The organism is Blautia obeum ATCC 29174 (assembly GCF_025147765.1).
Classification (GTDB): Bacteria; Bacillota; Clostridia; order Lachnospirales; family Lachnospiraceae; genus Blautia_A; species Blautia_A obeum.
The window spans coordinates 1,792,618-1,812,040 of record NZ_CP102265.1 but is presented as its reverse complement, the minus strand read 5'-3'; the positions used below and the strand labels follow the sequence as shown (position 1 = coordinate 1,812,040).

Sequence of the window (19,423 nt, the reverse complement as noted above, 5' to 3'; positions counted from 1 at the left end):
TGCATAAACTGTTGCATACATGCAAATGCCCCTCCGGTCTTTTCACCGGAAAAGGGCACTTACAGAAGGCTTTTTGTATTCATGTCATACAAAAAATCACATAAATCAAGATTGGAAATGAAACAAACATGAGCCCAAAATCAACAAAGATCAATATCAGCCAAAGCAACTTTAATTTTTCCTCCAAACCTCATCCTCCGTTTCGAGTATATTTAAGGAATTCCATAAAATCCCTTATACTTAAATAAAAGAGAATTTCAGAGCTGTTTCTGTAAATATCCCCAAATTTTCACAGGAATTTCATTTTATTGTTAAAGTTACTTTTGTGATATATCAATCTGCTATTATGCGGCCTGTTCTTCCAGTTCTCGATTCCCAGCCTCCATTAAATCTTCCTCCAGAATTTCAGCAAGCAATTTGTTGCAATACCCAATACCGTTTACACGAACGCCTTTGTTGCGGAGCTCGTCAATCTCTTTTTTCCTGAGACTCTGACTTTTTACAGCCAGTTTATAATCTTCTTTTGCCAGTTTCTTTTTTAATTGTTTCTGCCATTTTATAAGAAAATCCCTTGCAAGCTCAATATCTTCATTCTGCTGGTTATAAAAAGTACGTGTCTGCCTTATGGTCCCATCCGGTTCCACTTCAAGCGTATAGTACGCCTCCGTTGGTTGTTCTGCCTTTCTCAAAAACAGGATATAGGATTCCTGCTGGCTCATTCGTTCATAATAGGTTTCTGTATTATTTACGCAGTGATGCATCAGTTTTGCTTCATACAAAATGTCATCCACTTTTTCCGGCACAACGATCTGATACTCTTTGTCCGCATATTCATATTTTTTCAAATCCCTGCATATACGATTCAGACCCGGATACTTCTTTTCCAGCTCTCCGGCTCTTAAAATCAAATCTTTTGCTTCTATCTCTTTTATCATTTCATTATGTCTCTGCATGAGCTTTCGTGCACGGTAGATAACAGAATCCTGCACATTCACTCCGACCCGAATTGCCATATTAAGATAATCCTTCCATGTTTTGATCAGGTCTTTCACGGATTCCCCACTTTCTGCTGCCTGCTTTTCCAGATAATTTTTGATCTGTAAAGGGGCCATACGATCCATAATGAACATAAGATCCGCTGGTTTAAACTTTTCCCGGCACATCCACGAAATCACATCGTCACGGATCAACTTGTTTTGGGCTTTTTCAAGTAATAGCCATTGAAGAAAAATCTCTCCCCCATTGTTTGTACGCAGCCTTTTTAAGCGGAACCTGTCAATTCCCAGTGCTTTTCCAAGGTCTCCGGAATCTTCACAATAGATCTGTGCTTTATTATCCATAATGTCCTCTGCCAGATGATAAAGTCCTGCTTTAATGAGCCGTTCCAGGTAGGGCCTTTCTCTAACCATTTCAAAAAAACTTACCGGATCTAAAAACCTTTTGGCTTTTGCATATTCGTAGAATCCTGTCCTACGGAATGTCCTGTTTTTAATGCCATACAGTGATTTTCCATAAATATTTCCCATATTATATTTTTCATATGTCATATAGCCACCGTAACCTGGATACAGTGGAACCTGTAATTTACCCTGGATCCATCGGTTTTCTTTTGTCCAATGATGACGGCCGAAATAATATTCTTTCGTATTTAATTCTTCATCATACAGGATTCTCCGGCGCTCAAAGAAAGAATATACTGGTTTTTTATATGAGCTGCTTACTATGAGCATCTGAAGCTGGAATTCTCTCAAAACAAACTCATTATTTCCACAGGTCTGAAGCAGGTATGCAGTCTCTTTTTGGGTTTCTATATTTTTGGCCCGGCCTAATGCTTTATATTGAATCTGATGTCTGCATTTTGGGCAATGCCCCACTGTATTATGGTGAGGATGGCTGATTGGAACTTCGCTTTCACACCAACTACAATATCCTGTCTGATCTTTCCTGCGGCTGTAATGATAAAAAATAAAATTCTGGGTAATTCCAACTTTTTTCTGCCATCTCAGCCAGTCTTTCGGAATTTTTGGAAGTCTATCCATACACTGATCCCAGCTTGTCAGAATTTTTTCATATTTCATTCCCAGTCTCCGGTGTCTCTGCTCACGTTGATATACATACAGTGCATAAAAAGCATCGTCATATTCACTTTCAAGATACTTTTGGATCAACGCTGTATCTGCCTCTTTCATATAAGAATTTTCCTGATATAACCATTTGGAGAAAATGGTCTTATCCAGCATACTATCTGACCATTTCTTTGTCCGGTAATCATACCCTTTAAAAACATCGTTCTTTTTATCAATATATAATGTATATACAGGTTTCCGACACTCCATGGAAAGATATTCTGCCAGATAAAATGCTACTTTTAAAATATTGTTTTCTACTTCTGCACGTAAATATAGCCCCCTCTGATAAATCAGCTGCTCCGTATAGTATCCTTTATCTCTTACTGGCACATCTTCTTTTGCAAGTTTTATCAGTTCATCCGTAGCTTCCAGCAATTTCATGTTATGCAATTCTTTTTTATTCATTTCCGTCCTCTCCTTCATTTTCTGCTGCATATAATGTCATTTTCTCTTTTCTGCTCAAATGCAGCAGGGGAACTCCCTGCCGCATCCACTTTATCCTTTTATTTACGCCGCTATTTCAGTAGGGCTTTCTTCGTTTTCTGCCGATTCCATTGGTAGGTCCATTAAGTCTTTCTCTAAAAGATCAGCCAGAAGTTCCCCAGCAAATGTTCCGCCATGGACAACTACATGCTTATCACGTATCTCCTGATAGTTCTGCTGCCTGAGCTTCCTGCTTTCTTCTGTGCTCTTACGATCTTTTTGGGTTAATCGTTTCTGAATTTCCTTCTGCCACAATGTTAAAAAAGAAGTCACCTTATCAATGTCCTTATTTTGACGATTAAATTCCGCACGTTTTTGCCGGATAGTTCCATCTGGTTCAACTTCCAGTGTATAAAACGGTACTTTCGGATTCTCTTTTTCCCGCAAAAACAGGATATAGCTTTCCTTTGAAACGATCCGGTCAAAATAAGTATCCGTCTTATTTACACAGTGATGAAGCGTATCACCTTCATATAGAATGTCATCGATACTCTTTGGCGCAATAACCTGATATTCACCGTCACTGAACTCATATTTTTCTTTCAAATCAATGAGATGTTTCTGAAATCCGACATACTTTTCTTCCAGCTCCCTGCGTCGGATTCCGCGTTTCATTTCTTCTATCTTCAAAACCGCCTCTTTATGGCGCAGTTGAAGATCTCTGGTACGGTAAATAATGGAATCATGTATATCCATTCCCAGTCTTTTTGCCATAGAAAGATAATCGTTCCACACCTGCAGCACATGGCTGATATCATCCCCGGATTTTTCTGATTGTTTCACAAGATAATGTCGAATCTGGCAGATGCTCATCTGGTCCAGAACAAACTTCAGGTCGTTTGGTTCAAATCCTTCTTTTACCATCCAGCATATTTCTTCATCCCCGATTGTTTTTCCTGTACTCTTTTCAAGTTGCAGCCATTTAAGTTCTTTTACCCCGCCATTCATATCTCGGAGCCTTCGAAACTCTTTCTTATTCACGGATAGGAATTCTGTTGGTTTTCTACCTTTTCTTTTTATTGCATTTGTTGCCCTGTGGTCCAGTACATCATCAACTAACTGAAAAAGCCCTGTCTTTACAATCTGTTCCAGTACCGGAGACGTCTTCCACAGGTAAAGATATTTTCCAGGATCTATCTTTTTCTGACCAAGGGCGTACTCACGCAGACCTGTTTCTTTTAATTCATGCCTGGACAGATCCGACAGGGTGTAAGGATAGACCATCCCTTTATACTGAATACCGCAGCAAGTATAATACCAAGGTTCCCCATATGAAATCCATCGCATTTCCCGCTGTTTAAACAGGCCATAAACAAAATTTGAAATTTCCTTTCCATTTGCAGAGAAGATTCTTCTCTGCTCTTCATGGCAGGTAGTTTCGCAATCTGTATAGCCGCCCTTTTTATACCACGTTCTGGCATGAAAGATCCGGAGCACAAAACCAGAAGTTTTGCGTCTCCTCTGGATAAGATAGACTCTGTACCACTTTGTACAAAATCTTCCAGACTTTCCCACAGAACGAAAAGTAATCGGTTGTCCACACACATTGCACTGTCCTTTCTGGTTATATTTGGGTGAGCGGATTGGAACATATTTTTTGCAATATGTACAATATCCTTCTGTAGCACCATTTTTCTGATACTTGTAGAAGATATAGTGTTCCGTAATTCCATATTTTGAAACCCATCCGATCCAGTTCTTAGGCAGTCCAGATACAGTTTTCATCACCTGGTCCCATGAATCTGTAAGTTTTTTATCATGACGTATCCTTTGTTCTTTACGGATATTCGCCTGAAACTCTTCCAGTGACCGGATTGCAGGCTGCATTGTCTTTAAATATTTTTGGATGACCTTTGTATCACAGTCATTTACATAGATGTTGCCAAGATTAATCCTTACATCCCATAAGATACTTTCAAGAAGTGCCTTTTTCCATTTTTTTAATTTTTCATCATAGGTTATAAACCGTCTCTCTTTTCTGCTGATAAACAGACGGTACCTTGGAAAGTTTATATTCTCCTCAATATCCGTTACGGCAAACAGATACACTTTTAAAATTCCTTTTTCTACTGCTGCCCGACAATACATCCGATATTTTCCGGGTTCACCCCTTTGATTCTCCAGTGTACTCAAAGATATTTCCGTTTTCTTTGCATCGGCGATATGTCTGTTCATCACTTTTAATGGTTTTAATTCCATCAACCCCTTTTTTCTCATAACTCCACCAGCTTTCCAGTCACATCAATCCATGCTTCCTCCGGATATTTCTGACCATCGATACAGATGACCCCAATTTCCAGGATCTGGCTGTTGCCAGGCTGCTCCTTTAAAAGTAACAGTAAATCGCCCTTTTGTCCTTTGGCTTTGGGGGCTTTTCCACGTACAATACAAAATCCGTTGCAGCTGGTCCCGCTTTCTTTTGCAACATGGGAGTTCCATTTTCGGTTTGGATATTTCGCCATGTAAGCAGCTCCATGTAATAACAGGCTTCTCAATTCAATTTTCTTTAATAGGCGCATCTTTGTGCAGGAGATTTTTGAATCTTCTCCATCTTCATCCAAATCCCCTGATGCATCTACTATGTAATACACGGAATTTTTCCAATTCGGATAATAGCAGAGACAATCCAGTGGGTTTTCTGCACAATGAAATCCATTTTGTCTACAGTTTGCTTTTTCCGTTTCATTTATGCCATACTCCTGAAACTGAAAGCCCCGACATTTCAAATCCTTTTGAAATCCTTTATATGCGATCATATCCTTCTCCTTTAACTCTCTTTCTGCTGCATCATGTCAAACAAGGACATCTGCCCGGAATCTTTTGATTTTTTCTTGCTAATATACTTTTCTTCCTGCTCCGCTGCTTCTTTGGGATGCACCTCGGAATCTTTCTTTGTCCCCTGGTTTTTCGGTATTGTTTTCGTTCTCTTATTTACCGAATCCCATTCCTTTTGAATCTTTTTCTTTTCTTCCTGCTCTTTTTCTGCTATTTCTTTTTCATCATCTTTCGCATAATATTCAAGTACCCAAGGAAAAACCTGGTCGCCGGAGAGTGCCAGGCCTGTATTGGCTCGAATGCCGTTCTCTCCCTTTTTTTTCGCTCCCTCCAGTGCAATGTTGTAGGCTTTTTGCGTCACGTAATCCAAACATCTCTGAAGCATCTTATGTTTTTTTAACACCTGTGCATCTAAAGCAGAATCCGTTTTGGCAAGATTTACGAGATACTGTCCTATGATGTCTGCAAAGCCTGCATCCTTTAAGGCAAACATTTCTGCACGCAGTTTTTCAGACGCATTCGCAAACGTTCTTTCCTCAATCGGTATATCAACCAGCCGGTAGCGGCTGCCCTGAATAAATTCCTCTGTCTGTTTTTTGGAAACTGCATGTGCTTTGGCAAGTTCCCGCACACCATCCATATTCCCGCTCTGGCGGTAATACAATGCTGCTGTATTTAATTCTTCTGCAGTTTTTATGATCTCATTTAACATAATCGATCCCTTCTTTCCTGATAAAAACATGAGGCAGAAGAAAAAATCTCCTGCCTCTGCCTGCTTTTTATGCCGCATTCATTTTCTGTTCAGCCGCTTCCATTTCTTTTTCTACTTCCAATGCAATCCTGCGTCTCTCTGCATCATCAGAATCTAAAAGGCTGATCATTTCCAGTACAATACGGCGAACCCATTCATTTTCCTCCCATCCTGCACAGATCTGACGGGCTTTTTCCGTCAGTTCCTTCCAATCAGCATCTTCCAGATCCCTGCCACGATATTCTTTATAGAAAGAATAGATTTCTTTCATGGCTTTCGGTGCCTGAATCTTTGCCGCTTCATCCAAATTGGAGAGGAGTCCCATCAGCATGGGATGGTTTTTATATTTTTCAATCAAAGGACGGATACCGGTCTGAATTTTACCCGTATAAAGTCCTAAAAAATCATTAAATATTCCTGCAATCAATTTCTGATCTGTCATTCGTTTCCTTCCTTTCTGTTAATTTTCTTACTCTGCGCCTGACCGTAGATGGAAAACACTGAAATGCTTCCGATACTGCATCCTGGCTGTATCCCTGATCAAGAAGAGCCTTCATAGCCGCTGCCATTTCTGATTCCTTGAGCTTTTTTATGGACGGTTTCCGAACTTTCTTTTTCAGGATTTTCCGGCAAAGCGGATGATCTGGTCCGTATTCGTACATTGTGCTGGCTTCCGCTGCATTCAAATTGCACAGGATTGCAATCAGCAGACAGTAATATCCCTTATATTCGTCGTCTTTCATGCCGCACCACCTTTATTGCCTGGTTTTCAAATGTACCTCTTTACCCTAATCTGCTTTAAATTCTTTTTGATCAAGACCATTTTCGAGCAGATATCTTTCCGTACCTTCTGGATCGAGCTGTGCAAGTCGTGCAAGATTAAACTCTGCAACATAATAGCTGCCATAATTGATTTTCCTCTTACCTACAACTTTTCCGAGTTTATACTTCTCAATAAACGCAACCTTTGCTTTTGCTCCGCAATCCGAGATTATTGCCTGCCCCGGTCTTAGGAATCCCATAACTCCAATTGTAAGGTCTCCGAATAATTCCAGCTTTTTCTCACATTCCTTTTGCTTTTGCCATAATCCGACATACAGGGATCCGTTGTAGTACATATTCACTCTGACATATAATTCCTCATGTCCACATTCCCAGTCATATCCCAATGGTTTTTCATCGTAAGCGTCCAATAAGAGGGTGTATCGAAATTTCTGGCTGTTGCATGTAAACTATTGATTAGAGTTTTGGGAGTTGACTCTAAAAACTCTAAATCTAATCTAAGGAGCAGGCTTATGGATCTTTCTTCTTTGACTCCAGACAAACAGGTGAAACTTCAATACTGGCTGGATGTAATACGGCAATGCAGGGCCTCCGGACTGACAAATCAGATCTGGTGTGAACAACACGATATCTCTTTGAAAAGTTATTATTACTGGCTTTCCAAAATTCGAAAGCTTGCCCTGGAAGAACTGCCCCGCAAGAAAAACGGCATCCACATGTGTACAGACCAACAGTCAACTGCTTTAACGGAATCCCCGGCTGAGTTTGCGGAGCTTTCACTTCCGGACAGAAACATTTCCCGTTCCACTCCTGCAGCCATACTTCATATCGGATCCATAACAGTGGAACTTTATGAAGGCACATCTGCCCAGATGCTGGAAAACATTCTGAAAGCCGTGCAGTCATGTTAGGAGATCTTTCCCATGTGGAGAAAATCTATATCCGATGCGGCTACACCGATATGAGGAAGCAGCTCAATGGCTTGCTGGATATCATCCAGTACAACTTCAAACTGGATCCTTACAGCAATTCCTTATTCCTGTTCTGTGGAAAGAGGGCTGACCGGATCAAAGCAGTCCATTACGAGGGAGACGGTTTCTGCCTTTTATACAAACGGTACGAAAACGGACGTCTCCAATGGCCGCGGACCGGCGAAGAAGCAAAACAGATTTCTGATCAGCAGCTGCGCTGGCTTCTGGAAGGTTTGAACCCGGAGCAGCCAAAGGCGGTTCAGAAATGGCTCCCGCATAAGTCTGAAAATACTGAAAATCCTTAGAAATGCTGGGAAATCTGACGATTCTATGGTATAATAATCCTATCGAAACGAAAGGGTTTTCAGGTTATGTCAGCTACGGAACAGGAGTATAAAAATCATATCAAAGAACTGGAACAGCAGGTCCGGCTCCTGAAAGAGCAGGTTGATTTCCTGACCCGTAAACTTTATGGAACAAAATCCGAGAAGACATCTACTCTCGAAATCGAGGGGCAGGTGTCTCTTTTTAATGAAATCGAAACCTGTGCGGATCCTGATGCACACGAACCGGAGCTTGTTGAGATAGAGAAGCACCTACGTAAAAGGAAGTACACCGGTCAGCGGGAAGAACTGGTAAAAAATCTCCCTCACAGCAAAGTACTCCATACCATAGATGAAAGGGAACAGATATGCGATAACTGCGGGAGTACGATGGTGAAAGTAGGGGAAGAATTCGTCCGCACGGAAGTACAGTTTATCCCTGCAAAACTCAAGGTGATTGACCATTACCGGGAAACGTATGAATGCAGGTCGTGCCGGAAAAACGGAACTCCTTATATGGAGAAGGCTCCGGTGCCATATCCTCCCGTCCTGCATTCTCTGGCATCTGCATCTACCATCACCTGGCTCATCCACCAGAAGTTTGAATTAAGCATCCCGCTGTACAGACAGGAAAAAGAATGGGAGGCTTTGGGATTACGTTTAAGCAGAGCGACTATGTCAAACTGGCTTCTGATTGTCTATCGGGACTGGCTTGTACACATCGTCCACCGTCTGAAGCTGGAACTTCTGAAACAGAGATACCTTCATATCGATGAAACACATGTACAGGTGCTGAAAGAACCGGGACGGAAAAATACGTCCGATTCCTATATGTGGGTTTACTGCAGCATCAGAGATGCTGTAAATCCCATCCGCTACTTCGAGTACCAGCCGGGACGAAGCGGGAAATATCCGGAAGCGTTTCTGAGGGAATATGAAGGTTATATCCATACAGACGCTTACTCCGGATACAATGCAGTTTCAGGAGTAAAAAGATGTCTTTGCTATACGCATCTGCGCCGGGCTTTCGTGGATGCGCTCCCAAAAGACATCCATAATTCGGAAGCATCAAAACCTGCGGAAGCAATCCTCCGTCTGAATCAACTCTTTAACATAGAGTCAGAGTTGGAGGCGCTCCCTCCTGATCAGAAGAAAAAAGAACGTCTTATCCGCGAGAAACCGCTTCTCGAGGCTTTTTGGTCATGGGCAGAAAAAAGTGCCATCGGAGAGCTGCCGAAATCCAAACTTTCAAAAGCTTTTCATTACGCCTTAAATAACCGTGAAGGTTTTTGGAATTATCTGGAAGACGGGAATTGTTCCATCAGTAATTCGCTTGCGGAAAACTGTATCCGTCCCTTTGTGATCGGCAGAAAGAACTGGCTGTTCTCCGGCAGTCCGAAAGGGGCGGAAGCCAGTGCAGGAATCCATACACTGGTAGAGACAGCGAAAGCGAATGGGCTTGCCCCGATGAAATATATAAAATATATCCTGTCCGACATGCCGGGGAGTGCTTTTCTTGAACATCCTGAATATCTGGATGATTATCTGCCTTGGAATCCTCTTGTAAAAGAATTCTGTCGATAACCGTTGACCTTTTAGTATAAAAGGCTGACGGTTATTTTTCTATACACTGTTTTATTTGACGCTTACTTTTCATCTTTTCGAATGCATATATCCTGTCCCATATTCTGCCTCCTTTTTTGATTTTCCTGTTCATCTTTTATGGATTATTTTATATTTCCTCCCTTCCTGTTTTTTGTACACCCCACATTTCGTTTTTGGGCAACAAAAAAAGACACCAAAAATCTTCTTTTGATTTTTGATGTCTTCCTATTGATAAAAGGCCTTCGCCTAAATGTTGCTCCCGGAACAGCATATCCGGAACAAAAAACTTTACTGCGTGGCAAACCATGCATAAAAAATAATCCATTTATATGGTAACACAATATATTGAATTCGTCAATAAAATACAGCGCATAGAATGCTATATCTTGTTATTCTGCCATTTTTCAAGTACGCTTACCATTTTTACTTCTCTGTCATTTCTACGTTCATCAGGAAAATTTCCAAGGAGTCATATATTGAAATATACTATAAAAAATAGTAGAATTTTTCTCTCTCGCACAAGATGAATAGAAGCCCGTTAAGGGATAGGAAAACGCCGAAAACCCGCATGAACACTACGTTTTTGTGAGTTGTCGGCGTTTCTTTTACCCTCTGTTTTCATGGTGCTTTTTCCGTAAATGGTGCCCAAATTCCACGCGGGCATATAAAAGGTTGTAAAGAGCAGTAAAGAGATACAGCGGTTAAAGGTCTATTTCGCTGTGTTTTTTCTTTGCTGCCCGTTTTCCTTTTTTCGGCTCGGCTTCCTTTGGTTTCTCCGGGGCTGCTTTTTCCACCGCGCTATGGTAAGCGTCCAAAACTTCTTTTTTTCGTTCAAGCCGCACGTCCACATAACGGGCGGTAACAGCTTCAAAGTTCATGGAAAGCCCAAGCGACGCGCCGATACCCGCAAGCGTATGCCCCAAGACTTCGCCAACCGTATAGAAGTCGCCTGTCAGTTGGTGCATATTGGTCGCTGCCGTATGTCGTAAATCGTGAAAACGAATGTGCGGCATATCCAAATCTTCAAGCAGCTTTCCAAATTGAGAGGACACCCACGACGCGGCGATAGGTGCGCCGTCCGGCTTTGCTACAACAAGGTCATTGTCATAGTAAGGCTTTCCGTCTTTTGCTGCCTGTTCTTTCTGTACTTCCTGCATGGCAAGCTGTTTGAGGAAGAACGGGCGGGCAAGCTCCGTAATGGGTAGCTTTCTGCCGTTGGATTTCGGCGGTGCCATTTCTTCAATGACTTTTGTTTTTGGCGGTACCTTGAAAGGTAGCTGCTCGGTAACATCAAAGGTGTTGTTCTCCAAATCCACATTGCGCCAACGCAAACATAAAAAGTATTTAGATGATGTGATTGTTCATCTTTATGCCCGAAATACCCCGTTGCAGGGGATAGACTTTTTTTGATAATTGGGGGAATGTCGATTTGTGTCGATAAGTTGATAAGTGCATGGCGGCTACCTCCTAAAGCCGCCATGCCTTTACATGGTAGAGGGTCGTCGTTGGAATTTAGATGGATAAAAAGAAACGGCGGCTCTGATAATCAAAGCCGCCGAAATAGAGTAGGCGCGTGAAAATGATATGTACCCCTTTTACTGGACATCCAGTGAAAGGGGTATTTTTATGCGTTATACTTACGAATTTAAGAAAAAAGCTGTTGAATTGTATCGCCAAGGAAAATGGATTGATGCACCCAATGATATAATAAATCTAAAAAATTTTCATGACATGATTGTCAGATGGCATCATTTGGAAGAATCAAATACTTCTGATTGTTTAAAACACTATGGTACAAATAAAAAGTGGTCTCCAGAGGAAAAATATGAACTTGTTGCACGAGTTATAGCTGGAGATACTATTACTTCAGTTGCTTATACTGTGGGTATAAACAGTGGATTACTTGCTCAATGGATTCGCAAATATAAAATATGGGGTTATAATGGACTTGTAGGCCGAAGAAAAGGGCGAAAACCAAAGGAGTCCGCAATGAAAAAAATGAACATAAATAATCCACGTAAATTAAATGAGTCTGAATATGAAGAACTGATTCGTTTACGAGCTGAAATTACTTATATTAAAGCAGAAAATGAAGCAATAAAAAAAGAGATCGCCTTGAGAGAAGAAAGGGAAGCTGCGCTACTCAAGGCGAAAAAGCAGCAATCATCAAAGAACTCAAAGAAAAAGGATATCTGTTAAAACACTTGTTAAAGGCTATGAATATGGCGCGTTCTACATACTATTTTGAAATTAATAAAACAGATCCAGTTGCTATACGAAATGAAGAATTACTTCTAGTTATTAAAAAAATATTCGTAGAAAACAAAGGCAGATATGGGGTACGCAGAGTTTATATGGAATTAAAAAATCGTGGCTACAACGTAAATCATAAGAGAGTTCAACGTCTTATGCATGACGCTGGATTATTTGGAAAACGTCCAAAAGAAAAATATCATTCTTATAAAGGTGAAGTTGGGAAAGTAGCCGACAATGTAATTAATAGAAATTTTTCAACTACTTTACCTCTGCAAAAGTGGACAACAGATGTATCCCAATTTAATTTTTCGTGGGGAAAATGCTATCTTTCTCCTATTTTGGATATGAATACAAATGAGATTATTTCATATGATTTAGCGCTAAGTCCTAATTTAGAACAAATAAAAAGAATGCTTGATAAAGCCTTTGATAAGTATTCTTCTGTAAACGGTTTAATTTTGCACTCTGATCAAGGATGGCAATATCAACATGCTTATTATCGAAATCGTTTGAAAGAACATGGAATAATTCAATCTATGTCTAGAAAGGGGAATTGCTACGATAATTGCATCATGGAAACATTCTTTGGAAGAATAAAAACAGAACTGTATTATGGTTTTGAAAAAGATTATACATCATTTGAAGAATTTGCAATTGCTATTGATGAATATATTGATTACTATAATAGCAAACGAATCCAGGCAAAAACAAAATGGATGCCTCCTGTAAAATACAGAGAAGCATCCATGATGTCCGCCTAACTTATAAATATGTGTCCAGAATTCTGGGTACATATCAAAATGTGTCTGCTCTGCGACGGCTTTTTTTCTTTTGCCGTCGTCCGGCAGATGAAATCATTTAGTTAAATAGTCAGATTCATCTATTGTTTTAAGAATATAATTCACATCATCATATCTTGAAGAATCCGATTGAGAGCCTAAACTACATATTAAAAATTCCTTTCCATGTTGTTGATAAAGAACAACTAAATTATAGTCATTAGATAAGGAACCTGTCTTGATACCTTTAACATTTTCATTGTAATATTCTGATGTTTGGTCAAGAAAAGTATTAGTATTCCTCCATGTCTGCGTACTTCCGTCAGGTAAAGTAGCTGTATAATTACTCTTTGAAACAATATCTCTAAACCATTGCTTCTCTAAAAGGTGAGTAGATACTGATTTTAGGTCTGAAACGGTAGTGAGAGCATTGACATCATATCCGCTTGGGTCATATAAAATTGTGTTTTCATACCCTTGATTTTGTAAGTAATTATTTAGATGTTCCATAAAAACATTAATACGTTCTTGACTATTCTTAGCTTGTGGTGAAAGAATAGAACCACAATAATCCGCGACTACATAAGCAGCGTCATTTCCAGATGGAACCAACATGGCAGCAAACAAATTGTGGAGAAAATATTTTTTCGCGTCTATATTCGCAACAGATGAACCAGGTTTAGTTAATTGGATTGCTTCATAATTTGCAGGAACAATACTATCTAAATCCGCAAGTGTTGCTGCGTATTCAATGACAAATAATTTGGCTAAGCTGGCAGGAAGCTGTTGCTCGTTTTCTCGCTTTGAAATAAATATATTGTCATTAGAAAGGTCAACTAATATGAGGGATTTTGCATTATAAAAATCTTGAAAGAAAATTCCATTCAGCCAAGAGTTGATTTTATTCTTCTCATTGCGAAAATTGTCAGGTTTCATTGCCCACGGTATGAAAAATACACCTGCTATCGTTACAGCAGTAAGGAAAACAAAAAATATTCCGAAACGAGACGTCCTTCTCTTGTATTTTCTTTTCATAAATTGCACCTCCGACAGTAATCAGTCAGATTTAATAGGTAAATCTAATTGGCATAATTTGCTCTTATACTTTCTGTAAATCCAGAGGGGTCACCTAATTTTGCTTTATCTATATTTTCGCGCAAATAATTACGAGTTGCGTCATCACACCGGTCTATTCCCATATATGGCATGTCGAAGGCTTTTTCCAATTCTTCTAATGCTTTTTCGGCTCGCTCTGGATCTGTATTATAAGTATCAAGCCATTCTTTCATCCATGAATATTCCCACAAATAAGAAGCTCTCGTTTCTCCATAACCAACCTGAAAGGAAGCTCCTGTATCTTCATCTTCCAGTTTATCAGGAAGTGTAATGCCATCAGGCCAATTCAAACTGTCAATGGTTGCAAGATATTCTTCTTCAATGTGTGCAAAATCCGTGAGTCCTCTTGAAGTAGAATTTGTTTCAGAATTTGAACAACCTGTAAACATCAGACATACCAATAAAGAAAGCATTGCTCCTAAAAAAATCGTTGTTTTCATAGATAATATTTTCATGTTTTTCCTCCAATTTTATAAAATTTATTTTATCTAAGCGCCAATGCAGGTTCAAGCTTTGCAGCTTTTAACGCTGGCAATAGTCCTCCAAGCAACGCTACAACAACGGATGTTATAACAGCTACCACTGCCGAAAGAATAGGATATTCCAGTGCCGCTACGGGAGAATCCACAGGCAGAAATAACCCCATGCCTTGAACCAAGAAAAAGGATATCAGGATTGAAACAATACAAACAAACACTGATATAGTTAATTGTGCGCCTAACACTAAAGTAACAATATTCGCACGAGAAGCGCCAATCGCCCGTCTAATTAGTAATTCGTGAGTACGTTGTTCCAAGGATGATAACCCTATGTTAATTTGTCCTAATACAGAAACAAATAACAATAAAAATGATGTTACCAAAAGTCCTAATTGAAGTACAGAAAGTACGGAATTATAAGTATCTCCAATATCACTTTTCCCTATGATATCCAAATTTCCTCCTATTGTATCTTCTAAAATGTCATGTAATGACGAATACATCTGTCTCATGGTAATTCCCGCTTCTGAATGCCAATGAACAGTTGCATTTTTTACTTTCCACATATTCGGAACAAGTAGTTCTATTGAATGGGCGTCAAGATATACAGTTGGTATATCTGTCCCGTCATTCACAGTACCTACCACATTAAATGGTGTTAATGAAAGACTACTTTCTACATTTCCAACAGCATATGAAGTATCAAAATAATTCTGTGCTGCTTTATTTACTACCATGCACAGAGTTTTATTTATTTCCGAAGAATCAAACCAATCCCCTGATGACATAGGCAAATTATAGATTTTGTTATATGTGCTTGTAGTAAAAACAACATCTACGGGTACAGTCTTTTTGTAAACAGTGTCACTTATGTCTTGTAGAGAAGAGACAGACGCTACTGGAGCAACTGTTATCTCTTCCAGCATGGAAAAGGTAACAGCCACAAAATGATCAGTATTGTAAATTTCTCGAAAAAAATTCTCCATTTTAATGGTATCTTGAAAATCTGATCCTGTAATTGAAAAAGAATATGTAGGACTCCATCCATACATCTGTGCATTGACAGAAATCAAATATTCTTTACCAAGCGTTCCCACCAAGACAGAACTAATCATTGCAATAATTCCTACAAACATCGATATACCTGTTAAGATATTTCTTAGAGGAGAAATACGAAGGTCTTTAAGAATCATATTTAACACATTGAAGCCTCCCTCCGTCCATTTCAAAAATTGTATTACAAGTCTTTGCAATATCGAGGTCATGAGTTACTATTAAAAGCATAATGCCATTTTTAAGCACAACTTGATGTAAAAGGTCCATAATTTGTTTTCCGGTTTTTTTATCTAAAGCACCAGTAGGTTCATCACATAAAATGGCTTCCGGCGATACTGCAAGTGCGCGGGCAATCGCCACTCTTTGTTGTTCGCCTCCTGATAAATTAGATGGATAATCATTTTCTTTTCCTTCTAATCCAACACTTTGCAAAAGATTTCGTATTGCTTCTTTCCGCTGTCTTGTATTCATTTTCTTTTTGGAATAAAGTAAAGGAAGCTCAATATTTTCCCAAACTCTTAAATGTTTAATTAAAGAATAGTTTTGAAAAACAAAACCGATATTACTTGCTCGAAGCATAGATAGCTGGCTATCTGTTAAAGTGGAAACAGACATACCATTATAAAGAAATTCGCCTTGATATGAGTGGTTGAGTAAACCTATAATTGATATAAGGCTTGTTTTTCCTGAACCCGATTTGCCTACAATAGCATAGCTGTTTCCTCGCTTTAGTTCCATATTTGCTTTGTTTACAGTTACTAAGGTATCACCATTATTCAAATTAACAGTCGCTACCAAGTTTTTTATTTGAATTAAATTTCCTCCATTCGTTTTTTCCATGTTACAAATTACTCCTTACTCCTTGGGTCAAGGTTTGGGGGAATAGAAGAAATTGTATCGCCCTCATTTACACCCGACAATATTTCTATATATGCACCATCAGTTGCACCCAGCATAACTTCTGTTTGAATTTGTTTTCCGTCATTTATTACGGTTACCATTCCCTTACCTTGTCTGCCCGCAATGACTGAAAGTGGTAACAAAAGCACATCTTTTCTAGTTTCGGCTGTTATGACAACGGTAGCACTTTGTCCGGGTTTTACATCAATATCTTTTCCAATTAAACATTGCAATGTGCTTTCTGCATTTTCTGATACTGGTACTACAACTGCAATCGCTTCCGTAGGTCCCACACCATCAACTACTTGAAACTTTGCTTTTAATGCTGCATTTTCCGGCAATATTTTCAAAAAATTTTCAGCTTCAATATTGAGAGCAAAACCTGTGTACTTAGCTGTTGCTAAGGGATAATTTTTGGGAACACTCTCATTAGATGAGATAATAGAAAGAATCGTTGCGTCAACTGGGGATTTTATTTCTTCTTCAGATACTTTCCCAATCACACCACCCTCAGTAATTTTGTTGCCGGCTGAGGAACAGGCTTCAAAAGTACCCTCAACAGAAGAACATAAAACAAAATCCAAAGCCGGAATAATAGTTGTGTGAGCAGATACCGTTGGAGTAAGATTACCGCGAGTAACGGATACCGTTTCAACGGATTGTACTTTTGGATTTACGTTACTGGTTTCATTTTTCTGCTCGTCAAAACAACAGGCAGATAACACAATTATTATCATACATAGCATAGGTAACGCCATAATTCGATTTTGGTATTTCACCAACATACCTCCTTGTTATTGTATATTATATTTCGTTTAAAGATAAAAGGCTTTCACCTTGATACAATAATTATATCAAAATAAAAGCCTTAATTTTGATGATTGTTCGCAAGAAAATCCTCTTTTTTGCTACGGAATTTCTTACGATTTTCCTACGAAAGTGGAAGTGTAACTATAAATTTTATACACTCGTCTTTACTATGAGCAACAATAGTCCCCTTATGTAGTTCTACAATATGTTTCGCAATCGCAAGTCCCAATCCGGCACCACCACTTGTAGTATTTCTTGATGTGTCAACTCGGTAAAACTGCTCAAATATTAGTTTTAGTTTTTCTTCTGCGATAGGATTCCCAAAATTTTCAAAAGTAATTACAATAGTGTTCTCTTGAAGTTCTGTGGTTATTGCAACTTCTGTATCTGTATAACTGTAAATTACCGCATTACGCAAGAGATTATCGAACACACGTTGTATTTTGTTTGCGTCGCAATGTAGCATAATGTCGCTTGTACTATTGAGAGTACATTTCAAATTTTTTTCCTTTAATATGGGCTTAAATTCATAGATAAGTTGTTCTAATAAACGGGTCAAATTTATGTTGCTGTATTGTAATGTTATGTTAGATAAGTTAAATCGTGTGATTTCAAAAAACTCGTTTATCAAATCTTCAAGACGTTCTGCTTTATCAAGAGAAATAGAAAGATACTTTTCTCTTAACTCCTGTGATATTTGTTGTTCATCATCATGCAGTAGTGTTAGATAGCCAATGACGGAAGAAAGCGGCGTTTTCAAATCATGTGCAAGGTACATAATCAAATCATTCTTGCGCTGTTCATTTTCCTGTGCAAGTCGCGCATTGTTTTCTGCTTCTTGCTTTAAGCGATTTATGTTGATAGCAATTTCGCTTAGTTCCGGTGAGAGTTCAATATAATCTACTGATTTATCAAATAGTTTTCCTGTTGCAGCTTGTAACTCGTAGACATAATTAACAACCTTTTTCAAAAGTTTATAAGTCAAATACAAAATGCAAACTACCCATAATATAAGCCCTACCATATAAACATAAAGTCCCCTATATATCAGGTAGTAATGTTCCACATATCTATCCAGTACCCAAGTAAGTCCCATATCTAACGAAACCGTACACACTAAGATAATTCCCGAACAAATTACACTCTGTAAGATATAACTTTTAAACAGGATTGTAAGCAGATAATTTTGTTCATTTTTATTCAATTTCATAACCTACCCCCCAAACTGTTTTGATAAATTTTGGATTTTTGGCGGGTTCATTTAATTTTTCTCTAAGCCGCCCTATATGTGCCATTACGGTGTTGTTATTATCTAAATATTTTTCTTTCCAGATATTTTCAAATAGTTCCTCAGTTGAAACAACTTTGCCTTGATGTTCACATAAATACCAAAGGATTGAAAACTCGATAGGAGTTAAAGATATTTCTTTTCCGAACAAAAAGCATTTATGCGTGTCCTTATTGATAATCAATCCTCTAATGTCATATTCACTTTTTGGAAAAAACTGCTTTTTTGTTGGATTGTTGTACTTCTGATAGCGTCTTAACTGTGTTTTCACTCTTGCAATGACTTCAAGGGGATTAAAAGGTTTTGTTATATAATCATCGGCACCTATTGTTAGCCCCATTATTTTATCGCCATCATCAATTTTAGCTGTAAGCATAATAACAGGGAAATAATAATTTTCTCTAATTTTTTGGCAAATACGGAATCCGTCTATATCAGGAAGCATAACGTCCAATATCGCCAAATCAATTTCCGTTTTCTGAATACATTCCAATGCTTCAATTCCATTGTAATATTTGTGTACTATATAATTATCGTTTTTAAGATAAACTTCAAGTAAATCTGCTATCTCTTTTTCATCATCTACAACTAAAATTTTTTCATTCATTGTCTACACTCCTTTTTATCCTTTTATCAAATGGTTTTACTGCGCTCTTGGGTATCAACCACATATAACCGATTTTTGAAACACCAGGTATTCGATTTTCTTTACAAAGTATCTGCACACGCCGTTCAGAAATACCCCATTTTTCCGCTGCTTCGGGACAAGACATATATTCCATATCGTAACCGTCCTTTCTTCAAACATTATCAATATAATTATACTCGGATAACCGAATAATAGCAAGTACATGATATGCTCTATTTCTATCCATACTATGATGTGTGTAATCATATCTTGAAAGAGAGATGAAATATA

Annotated in this window: 21 protein-coding genes; 5 read left to right on the top strand and 16 right to left on the bottom strand. The window is 38.7% G+C overall.

Translation table 11 applies throughout. From position 1 onward, the window contains the following. Positions 1 to 344: 344 nt before the first annotated feature. The 7 genes from NQ503_RS08565 to NQ503_RS08535 form a co-directional block, all read right to left on the bottom strand. On the bottom strand, positions 345 to 2,534 hold the full coding sequence (locus NQ503_RS08565) for a PcfJ domain-containing protein (protein ID WP_154648306.1): 2,190 nt from the start codon (positions 2,532 to 2,534) through the stop codon (positions 345 to 347). A 102-nt stretch (positions 2,535 to 2,636) separates the two neighbouring features. Further along, a complete protein-coding gene (locus tag NQ503_RS08560; protein WP_005422921.1) occupies positions 2,637 to 4,829 on the bottom strand; it encodes a PcfJ domain-containing protein in 2,193 nt (730 codons plus the stop codon). Continuing rightward, the gene (locus NQ503_RS08555; protein ID WP_005422922.1) at positions 4,826 to 5,368 is read right to left on the bottom strand and encodes a DUF7666 domain-containing protein; all 543 of its coding nucleotides are present in this window, start codon (positions 5,366 to 5,368) and stop codon (positions 4,826 to 4,828) included. Before NQ503_RS08555 ends, NQ503_RS08560 begins: the two co-directional genes overlap by 4 nt. An 11-nt stretch (positions 5,369 to 5,379) precedes the next feature. Continuing rightward, positions 5,380 to 6,099: a Cas9 inhibitor AcrIIA9 family protein gene (locus NQ503_RS08550; RefSeq protein WP_022214981.1), complete on the bottom strand. Its 720-nt coding sequence runs from the start codon at positions 6,097 to 6,099 to the stop codon at positions 5,380 to 5,382. A gap of 67 nt (positions 6,100 to 6,166) precedes the next feature. After that, complete coding sequence (locus NQ503_RS08545; protein WP_005422924.1) at positions 6,167 to 6,580, bottom strand: hypothetical protein; 414 nt, start codon at positions 6,578 to 6,580, stop codon at positions 6,167 to 6,169. Next, positions 6,546 to 6,881: a hypothetical protein gene (locus NQ503_RS08540; protein ID WP_005422925.1), complete on the bottom strand. Its 336-nt coding sequence runs from the start codon at positions 6,879 to 6,881 to the stop codon at positions 6,546 to 6,548. Before NQ503_RS08540 ends, NQ503_RS08545 begins: the two co-directional genes overlap by 35 nt. Before the next feature lie 45 nt (positions 6,882 to 6,926). Next, complete coding sequence (locus NQ503_RS08535; RefSeq protein WP_259893504.1) at positions 6,927 to 7,307, bottom strand: DUF4313 domain-containing protein; 381 nt, start codon at positions 7,305 to 7,307, stop codon at positions 6,927 to 6,929. 126 nt (positions 7,308 to 7,433) lie between these two features. On the opposite strand from NQ503_RS08535, the gene tnpA reads away from it, so the two are divergent. The 3 genes from tnpA to NQ503_RS08520 all read left to right on the top strand — a co-directional run bounded on the left by tnpA (position 7,434) and on the right by NQ503_RS08520 (position 9,799). Continuing rightward, positions 7,434 to 7,832: an IS66 family insertion sequence element accessory protein TnpA gene (gene tnpA / locus NQ503_RS08530; protein ID WP_005422927.1), complete on the top strand. Its 399-nt coding sequence runs from the start codon at positions 7,434 to 7,436 to the stop codon at positions 7,830 to 7,832. A 14-nt stretch (positions 7,833 to 7,846) separates the two neighbouring features. Further along, the gene (tnpB, locus tag NQ503_RS08525) at positions 7,847 to 8,197 is read left to right on the top strand and encodes an IS66 family insertion sequence element accessory protein TnpB (RefSeq protein WP_158526524.1); all 351 of its coding nucleotides are present in this window, start codon (positions 7,847 to 7,849) and stop codon (positions 8,195 to 8,197) included. A gap of 66 nt (positions 8,198 to 8,263) precedes the next feature. Further along, positions 8,264 to 9,799: an IS66-like element ISRob1 family transposase gene (locus NQ503_RS08520; protein WP_005422931.1), complete on the top strand. Its 1,536-nt coding sequence runs from the start codon at positions 8,264 to 8,266 to the stop codon at positions 9,797 to 9,799. Positions 9,800 to 10,521: 722 nt separating this feature from the next. Here the strand turns inward: NQ503_RS08520 and NQ503_RS08515 are convergent. Then, positions 10,522 to 11,151: a site-specific integrase gene (locus NQ503_RS08515; protein ID WP_242650128.1), complete on the bottom strand. Its 630-nt coding sequence runs from the start codon at positions 11,149 to 11,151 to the stop codon at positions 10,522 to 10,524. Positions 11,152 to 11,446: 295 nt separating this feature from the next. On the opposite strand from NQ503_RS08515, the gene NQ503_RS08510 reads away from it, so the two are divergent. Both NQ503_RS08510 and NQ503_RS08505 read left to right on the top strand, forming a co-directional pair. Continuing rightward, on the top strand, positions 11,447 to 12,019 hold the full coding sequence (locus tag NQ503_RS08510; RefSeq protein WP_005422936.1) for a transposase: 573 nt from the start codon (positions 11,447 to 11,449) through the stop codon (positions 12,017 to 12,019). Continuing rightward, positions 11,983 to 12,837 (top strand): IS3 family transposase, encoded by an 855-nt coding sequence (locus tag NQ503_RS08505; RefSeq protein ID WP_227191367.1) that lies wholly within the window; start codon positions 11,983 to 11,985, stop codon positions 12,835 to 12,837. Before NQ503_RS08510 ends, NQ503_RS08505 begins: the two co-directional genes overlap by 37 nt. A gap of 93 nt (positions 12,838 to 12,930) precedes the next feature. On the opposite strand, the gene NQ503_RS08500 is transcribed toward NQ503_RS08505, so the two are convergent. The 8 genes from NQ503_RS08500 to NQ503_RS08465 form a co-directional block, all read right to left on the bottom strand. Then, positions 12,931 to 13,890 (bottom strand): D-alanyl-D-alanine carboxypeptidase family protein, encoded by a 960-nt coding sequence (locus tag NQ503_RS08500; RefSeq protein WP_005422939.1) that lies wholly within the window; start codon positions 13,888 to 13,890, stop codon positions 12,931 to 12,933. Positions 13,891 to 13,934: 44 nt separating this feature from the next. Next, a complete protein-coding gene (locus NQ503_RS08495) occupies positions 13,935 to 14,426 on the bottom strand; it encodes a hypothetical protein (RefSeq protein WP_005422940.1) in 492 nt (163 codons plus the stop codon). Between the two features lie 29 nt (positions 14,427 to 14,455). Beyond that, positions 14,456 to 15,643: an ABC transporter permease gene (locus NQ503_RS08490; RefSeq protein WP_005422943.1), complete on the bottom strand. Its 1,188-nt coding sequence runs from the start codon at positions 15,641 to 15,643 to the stop codon at positions 14,456 to 14,458. Beyond that, positions 15,633 to 16,346 carry an ABC transporter ATP-binding protein gene (locus NQ503_RS08485; RefSeq protein WP_005422944.1) on the bottom strand — a complete coding sequence of 238 codons (714 nt, stop codon included), beginning with the start codon at positions 16,344 to 16,346 and terminating at the stop codon, positions 15,633 to 15,635. Before NQ503_RS08485 ends, NQ503_RS08490 begins: the two co-directional genes overlap by 11 nt. An 8-nt stretch (positions 16,347 to 16,354) precedes the next feature. Further along, positions 16,355 to 17,191 (bottom strand): efflux RND transporter periplasmic adaptor subunit, encoded by an 837-nt coding sequence (locus NQ503_RS08480; RefSeq protein ID WP_005422947.1) that lies wholly within the window; start codon positions 17,189 to 17,191, stop codon positions 16,355 to 16,357. A gap of 146 nt (positions 17,192 to 17,337) precedes the next feature. Then, the gene (locus NQ503_RS08475) at positions 17,338 to 18,426 is read right to left on the bottom strand and encodes a sensor histidine kinase (RefSeq protein ID WP_005422949.1); all 1,089 of its coding nucleotides are present in this window, start codon (positions 18,424 to 18,426) and stop codon (positions 17,338 to 17,340) included. Next, on the bottom strand, positions 18,413 to 19,111 hold the full coding sequence (gene vanR / locus NQ503_RS08470; RefSeq protein ID WP_005422951.1) for a VanR-ABDEGLN family response regulator transcription factor: 699 nt from the start codon (positions 19,109 to 19,111) through the stop codon (positions 18,413 to 18,415). Before vanR ends, NQ503_RS08475 begins: the two co-directional genes overlap by 14 nt. Further along, positions 19,104 to 19,286, bottom strand: coding sequence for a helix-turn-helix domain-containing protein (locus tag NQ503_RS08465; RefSeq protein WP_005422953.1), 183 nt, complete (start codon positions 19,284 to 19,286; stop codon positions 19,104 to 19,106). Before NQ503_RS08465 ends, vanR begins: the two co-directional genes overlap by 8 nt. Positions 19,287 to 19,423 lie beyond the last annotated feature (137 nt).

What these genes read in the sequence shown, in the direction of transcription:
- NQ503_RS08565 (WP_154648306.1), bottom strand. Translation starts at nt 2,534, where the DNA reads ATGAATAAAAAAGAATTGCATAACATGAAATTGCTGGAAGCTACGGAT.
- NQ503_RS08560 (WP_005422921.1), bottom strand. Translation starts at nt 4,829, where the DNA reads ATGAGAAAAAAGGGGTTGATGGAATTAAAACCATTAAAAGTGATGAAC.
- NQ503_RS08555 (WP_005422922.1), bottom strand. Translation starts at nt 5,368, where the DNA reads ATGATCGCATATAAAGGATTTCAAAAGGATTTGAAATGTCGGGGCTTT.
- NQ503_RS08550 (WP_022214981.1), bottom strand. Translation starts at nt 6,099, where the DNA reads ATGTTAAATGAGATCATAAAAACTGCAGAAGAATTAAATACAGCAGCA.
- NQ503_RS08545 (WP_005422924.1), bottom strand. Translation starts at nt 6,580, where the DNA reads ATGACAGATCAGAAATTGATTGCAGGAATATTTAATGATTTTTTAGGA.
- NQ503_RS08540 (WP_005422925.1), bottom strand. Translation starts at nt 6,881, where the DNA reads ATGAAAGACGACGAATATAAGGGATATTACTGTCTGCTGATTGCAATC.
- tnpA (WP_005422927.1), top strand. Translation starts at nt 7,434, where the DNA reads ATGGATCTTTCTTCTTTGACTCCAGACAAACAGGTGAAACTTCAATAC.
- NQ503_RS08520 (WP_005422931.1), top strand. Translation starts at nt 8,264, where the DNA reads ATGTCAGCTACGGAACAGGAGTATAAAAATCATATCAAAGAACTGGAA.
- NQ503_RS08510 (WP_005422936.1), top strand. Translation starts at nt 11,447, where the DNA reads ATGCGTTATACTTACGAATTTAAGAAAAAAGCTGTTGAATTGTATCGC.
- NQ503_RS08500 (WP_005422939.1), bottom strand. Translation starts at nt 13,890, where the DNA reads ATGAAAAGAAAATACAAGAGAAGGACGTCTCGTTTCGGAATATTTTTT.
- NQ503_RS08495 (WP_005422940.1), bottom strand. Translation starts at nt 14,426, where the DNA reads ATGAAAATATTATCTATGAAAACAACGATTTTTTTAGGAGCAATGCTT.
- NQ503_RS08490 (WP_005422943.1), bottom strand. Translation starts at nt 15,643, where the DNA reads ATGATTCTTAAAGACCTTCGTATTTCTCCTCTAAGAAATATCTTAACA.
- NQ503_RS08485 (WP_005422944.1), bottom strand. Translation starts at nt 16,346, where the DNA reads ATGGAAAAAACGAATGGAGGAAATTTAATTCAAATAAAAAACTTGGTA.
- NQ503_RS08480 (WP_005422947.1), bottom strand. Translation starts at nt 17,191, where the DNA reads ATGTTGGTGAAATACCAAAATCGAATTATGGCGTTACCTATGCTATGT.
- NQ503_RS08475 (WP_005422949.1), bottom strand. Translation starts at nt 18,426, where the DNA reads ATGAAATTGAATAAAAATGAACAAAATTATCTGCTTACAATCCTGTTT.
- vanR (WP_005422951.1), bottom strand. Translation starts at nt 19,111, where the DNA reads ATGAATGAAAAAATTTTAGTTGTAGATGATGAAAAAGAGATAGCAGAT.
- NQ503_RS08465 (WP_005422953.1), bottom strand. Translation starts at nt 19,286, where the DNA reads ATGGAATATATGTCTTGTCCCGAAGCAGCGGAAAAATGGGGTATTTCT.